Origin of the sequence: Mesorhizobium sp. M7A.F.Ca.CA.002.05.1.1 (assembly GCF_003998335.1) — a bacterium.
In the GTDB taxonomy this organism is placed as follows: Bacteria; Pseudomonadota; Alphaproteobacteria; order Rhizobiales; family Rhizobiaceae; genus Mesorhizobium.
Genome location: NZ_RZQI01000407.1, coordinates 1 through 5,158 on the forward strand (window position 1 = coordinate 1; position 5,158 = coordinate 5,158).

The 5,158-nt window shown below is 63.1% G+C and carries 5 protein-coding genes and 1 pseudogene; all 6 read left to right on the forward strand.

Features of this window, described 5'->3' with window-relative positions; translation table 11 throughout:
- The coding region (uxaC, locus tag EN939_RS20045) for a glucuronate isomerase (protein WP_127269372.1) at positions 1–1,067 on the forward strand (1,067 nt) is incomplete at its 5' end.
- Between the two features lie 87 nt (positions 1,068–1,154).
- The gene (locus tag EN939_RS20050) at positions 1,155–2,081 is read left to right on the forward strand and encodes a TRAP transporter substrate-binding protein (protein ID WP_372958886.1); all 927 of its coding nucleotides are present in this window, start codon (positions 1,155–1,157) and stop codon (positions 2,079–2,081) included.
- Positions 2,082–2,181: 100 nt separating this feature from the next.
- The gene (locus tag EN939_RS20055) at positions 2,182–2,712 is read left to right on the forward strand and encodes a TRAP transporter small permease (protein ID WP_127269376.1); all 531 of its coding nucleotides are present in this window, start codon (positions 2,182–2,184) and stop codon (positions 2,710–2,712) included.
- Positions 2,713–2,716: 4 nt separating this feature from the next.
- Positions 2,717–3,997: a TRAP transporter large permease gene (locus EN939_RS20060; protein WP_127269374.1), complete on the forward strand. Its 1,281-nt coding sequence runs from the start codon at positions 2,717–2,719 to the stop codon at positions 3,995–3,997.
- A 7-nt stretch (positions 3,998–4,004) separates the two neighbouring features.
- A complete protein-coding gene (locus EN939_RS20065; protein ID WP_127269375.1) occupies positions 4,005–4,781 on the forward strand; it encodes a FadR/GntR family transcriptional regulator in 777 nt (258 codons plus the stop codon).
- A gap of 22 nt (positions 4,782–4,803) precedes the next feature.
- Positions 4,804–5,158: pseudogene (locus tag EN939_RS20070) on the forward strand (5-dehydro-4-deoxy-D-glucuronate isomerase); the annotation flags it as partial.

A 5,158-nucleotide genomic window follows, 5' to 3' on the forward strand; every position in this document is an offset into this window, starting at 1 on the left:
GGTTCGATCATGTGCTCGCCGATCTGTTCGGCATCGACGAACCGCTGACCGCGGCGACTGCCGACCGCCACTACGACACCATCGCGACGCTGCTGCAGTGGGAGAATTTTCGCCCGCGCGCGCTGTTCGAGCGTTTCAACATCGAGGTCATCGCGACCACGGAAGGCGCGCTCGACGATCTCCAATGGCACCAGATGATTCGCGACAGCGGCTGGCAGGGCCGCGTTATCACCGCCTATCGGCCGGACGCGGTCGTCGACCCAGATTTCGAAGGGTTTTCAACCAATCTCGACCGGCTCGGTGAGATCACCGGCTGCGACACCGGCAATTGGGCCGGCTATCTCGATGCGCATCGCCAGCGGCGTGCCTTCTTCAAAAGCTTCGGCGCGACTTCGTCGGATCATGGCCATCCGACGGCCGAGACCGCCAATCTTTCGGATGCGGCGGCGCAAGAGCTGTTCAATCGGATTCGCCGTGGTTCCGACGATGAGCGCGAGCGAAAACTGTTCCGCGCCCAGATGCTGACCGAGATGGCCAAGATGAGCCTCGACGATGGACTGGTCCTGCAGATCCATCCCGGCTCCTGGCGCAATCATTCGCCCGCGATCTTCCAGAAATTCGGCCGCGACAAGGGTTTCGATATCCCGACCAGGACCGATTATGTGACGGCGCTGAAGCCGCTGCTCGACTGCGTCGGGCTGGAGCGCGACCTCACCGTCATCCTGTTCACGCTCGACGAGACCAGTTATGCGCGCGAGCTGGCGCCGCTGGCCGGTGTCTACCCGGCGCTGAAGCTCGGGCCGGCATGGTGGTTCCACGACAGCCCGGAAGGCATGCGGCGCTTCCGCGAGATGACCACCGAGACGGCCGGCTTCTACAACACCGTCGGTTTCAACGACGACACCCGTGCCTTTCCATCGATCCCGGCGCGTCACGATGTGGCGCGGCGAGTCGACTGCGCGTTCCTGGCGCGTCTCGTCGCCGAGCATCGGCTGCGCGAGGACGAGGCGCATGAGCTGGCGCGGGAACTGACCTATACGCTGGCGAAAAAGGCGTATCGGCTCTGAAGGGGCAACTCGCCCGCAATGCAAAGGGAGGAAACCATGTTGCATTTTTCAAGACTGACGGGAGTTGCGCTACTCGCCGCCGCACTGATGGCCGGAACGGCAAGCGCCCAGACGGTTCTGCGCTCGTCCGACACCCACCCGGACGGCTATCCGACGGTCGAGGCAGTCAAATATTTCGGCGAGCTTGTAAAGGAGCGTACGGCCGGCCGCTATGCGGTCGAGCTCTATCATTCCGCGCAGCTCGGCGAAGAAAAGGACACGATCGAGCAGGTTCGCACCGGCGTGATCGACCTCAACCGCATCTCGATGGCGCCGTTCAACGGGCTCATTCCCGAAACCACGGTGCCCTCGCTGCCCTACATCTTCCGCTCGGAAGACCATATGCACAAGGTCATGGACGGGGCGGTCGGCGACCAGATCGCGGCGGCGTTCGAACAGGTCGGGCTGGTGCTGCTCGCCTTTTACGACAGCGGCGCGCGCTCCTTCTACAATTCGAAGAAACCGATCAACTCATTAGCCGATCTGTCCGGCATGAAGTTCCGCGTCATCCAGTCCGACATCTTCGTCGACATGGTGGCGGCACTCGGCGCCAACGCGACGCCGATGCCGTATGGCGAGGTGTATTCGGCGATCGAGACCGGGGTCATCGACGGCGCGGAAAACAATTTTCCGAGCTACGACACCGCCAAGCATGCGGAAGTCGCCAAGTTCTATTCGCTCGACGAGCACACTATGGTGCCGGAAGCCTTCGTCATGGCGAAGTCGAGCTGGGACAAGCTGACGCCGGAGGATCAGGCGATCTTCAAGGCGGCCGCCAAGGAGAGCGTCGCCAGGCAGCGCGAGCTGTGGACCGCCAAGGTCAAGGAATCGCGCGCCAAGGTCGAGGCGGCCGGTTCGCAGATCACGACGCCGGACAAGCAGCCCTTCATCGACGCCATGGGTCCGGTCTACGAGAAGCATGTCAAGGACGACAAGCTGAAGGCCATGGTCGAAGCCATCAAGGCCGTGCAGTGATCAAGCGGCGGCGCGGGCATTCCGCGCCGCCGTCCTCTTGCGGAGAGAACCGGTGACCTCCAGCCCAGAACACAGACCGCCCCTGTCCGGCGTCGCGCGCATGATGTCGCGCGTCAGCACAGCGGCGCTATGGGTCGCAGGCATCGGGCTGGTGCTGATGACCGCCTTCGTCGCCTGGCAGGTGTTCGGTCGTTATGTCCTGAACCGCTCGCCAAGCTGGACCGAGCAGGGCTCGGTGATGCTGATGAGCTGGTTCATTTTCCTCGGCGCTGCCGTCGGCGTGCGCGAGAACTATCACCTCGGCTTCGACGTCCTGCTCTACGTACTGCCCAAAGGCGGCAAGCGTTGGCTGCGGATGATCTCGGACCTCGTCGCGCTCGCCTTCGGCATCGGTATGATCTGGTATGGTAGCCAACTGGTCGCATTGACCTGGGGCGCTACCTTGCCGTCGCTCGGCATATCGGGGGGCTGGGACTACGTCCCGCTGGTCGCGGGAGGCGTGCTCGTCGTGCTCTTCACGCTGGAGCGCATCGTGCTTCGCCTCTCCGGTGCGCCGATCGACGATGTGCTCGATGAACTGCCGCCGGCGGAAGTCGCAACCGAGCTCGACACGGCGAACGTGAAGGTCTGACGCCATGGAACTCTGGATTCTCTTCGGCGTCTTCACCCTTCTGATGCTTATCGGCACGCCGATCGCTTTCTGCCTCGGCGTCGCAAGCTTTGCCACCGTCCTCTATATGGGCCTGCCGCCGCTCATCGTGTTCCAGCGCCTGAATTCCGGCATGAGCGTCTTTTCGCTGCTGGCCATTCCCTTCTTCATCTATGCCGGCGACTTGATGGTGCGCGGCGGCATCGCCAGCAAGATCGTTGCCTTCGCCGGCTCGCTCGTCGGCCATTTGCGAGGAGGCCTCGGGCAGGTCAACATTGCGACCGCTACACTGTTCGGCGGCATTTCGGGGTCCGCGGTGGCCGAGGCAGCGGCGGTCGGCGGCTTGATGATCCCGCAGATGAAGGCGCGTGGATATGGAGCGGATTACGCCGTCAACGTCACGTCGATGGCAGCGCTGATCGCGCTGCTCCTGCCGCCGTCGCACAACATGATCATCTACTCGATCTCGGCAGGTGGAAAGATCTCCATCGCCGACCTGTTCACGGCCGGCATCATTCCGGGCCTGCTGTTGGCCCTGTCGCTGATGATCACCGCCTATTTCGTGGCGCGCTCCCGCGGCTATCCGACCGAGCCGTTTCCGGGCTTCACCGCCGTCGCGCATCTCTTCGCTGTCGCGGTGCCCGGCCTGCTGCTGATCGCGATCATCTTCGGTGGCGTACGATCGGGCGTTTTCACGGCGACCGAGAGTTCCTGTGTCGCGGTCATCTATGCGTTGCTCGTCACTGTCTTCGTTTACCGGCAGATGACTTGGGAAGGTTTCGTTCATGCCACCCATGGTGCCGTGCGCACCACGGCCATGGTGCTGCTCATCATCGGCATGGCGGCGGCGTTCTCGTGGTTGATGGCCTTCCTGAAAGTGCCGGCAGCGCTCATAGCCTCCATGAACGCGATCTCGGACGATCCGCTGGTCGTGCTTCTCCTGCTCAACGTCTTGATGCTGTTCCTCGGCACCTTCATGGACATGGGGCCGACGATCATCATCTGCACGCCGATCTTCCTGCCCGTGGCGCAAGCCTACGGCGTCGACCCGGTACATTTTGGCGTTATCATGATCCTCAACTTCGGCATCGGGCTGAATACGCCGCCGGTGGGCGCTGTGCAGTTCGTGGCGTGCGCAGTGGGCAAGATATCCGTCTGGGAGGCGATGCGCTCGATCTGGCCGTTCTATGGGGCCGGGCTCGTGGTACTGGGGCTCGTCACTTATATTCCGGCCATTTCGCTCTGGCTACCGAGCGTCTTCAAATAGGGGCGACATGGCATCGGACACCGCAACCGACCTCAGGGTCGAGAGAAAACCCAAACTGTCGGAGACAGTAGTCACGACGATCCGCAAGCAGTTGCAGGCGGGTGAGATCCTGCCCGGCCATAAATTGCCGACCGAAGGCCAACTGACCGAAACCTTCGGCGTCAGCCGCACCGTCATCCGCGAGGCGCTGGCCAAGCTTGCCGCCGACGGGCTGGTCGAACCGCGCCAGGGCGCCGGTGTCTTCGTCACAGAGCACATCTCGACAATGTTCGGCGCGCTGGCCGCGGACATGGGCAGCAAGGATTCGATCGCGCTCAACGTGCTCGAAGTGCGGCTGGCGATCGAGATTGAATCGGCCGGGATCGCCGCCGTCCGCCGCAATGCCGCGCAGGAGGCGGCGATCCAGGAAGCCTTCTTCGAATTCGAGCGGCTGCTGCTTGCCAGCGAGCCGACCGGTCCGGCCGACCTCGCCTTCCATCGCGCGATCGCCAGCGCCACCAGCAACCCATTCTATGTCGAGATGCTCGACGTGCTCGGCCGGCGCGCCATCCCGTGCGACGTGACTTCGCCCTGGTCGACCGAATTGGCGCAATCCGATAGCTACCAGCGCGGACTGCAGCGCGAGCACCTGGTGATCCTCAACGCCATTACCTCTGGCGATGCCGAGGCCGCGCGAGAGGCGATGCGCGCGCACCTCACCGCCAGCCAGCAGCGTTACCGCGAACGCCTGCATGCGCGTCAGGCTTTTTATTCCAGTTCGGTCAAGGCCGCCGCCGGCGAATGACCCATCTCAAGTCAGGATTGAAATGAACCAGAGCCACACCGACTATACATCCCGCTTTGCCATCGACCCGGTCGCCGCCGCGGCGATGGGAACCGATGAGCTGCGCCACAACTTTCACATTGACGGCCTGTTCCAGCCCGGCCGCATCAGCCTGACCTACACACATTACGACCGCATGATCGTCGGCGGCGCCGTGCCGACGGACGCCGCGCTTCAACTGGAAACGATCAAGCCGACCGGCACCAAGAACTTTCTCGACCGTCGCGAGCTGATCGCCGTCAACATCGGCGGTGCAGGCGTCATCAAGGCCGGCGGCCAGTCCTTCGAATTGCAGGCGCGCGACATGCTCTATCTCGGCATGGGCATCGCTGATGTGT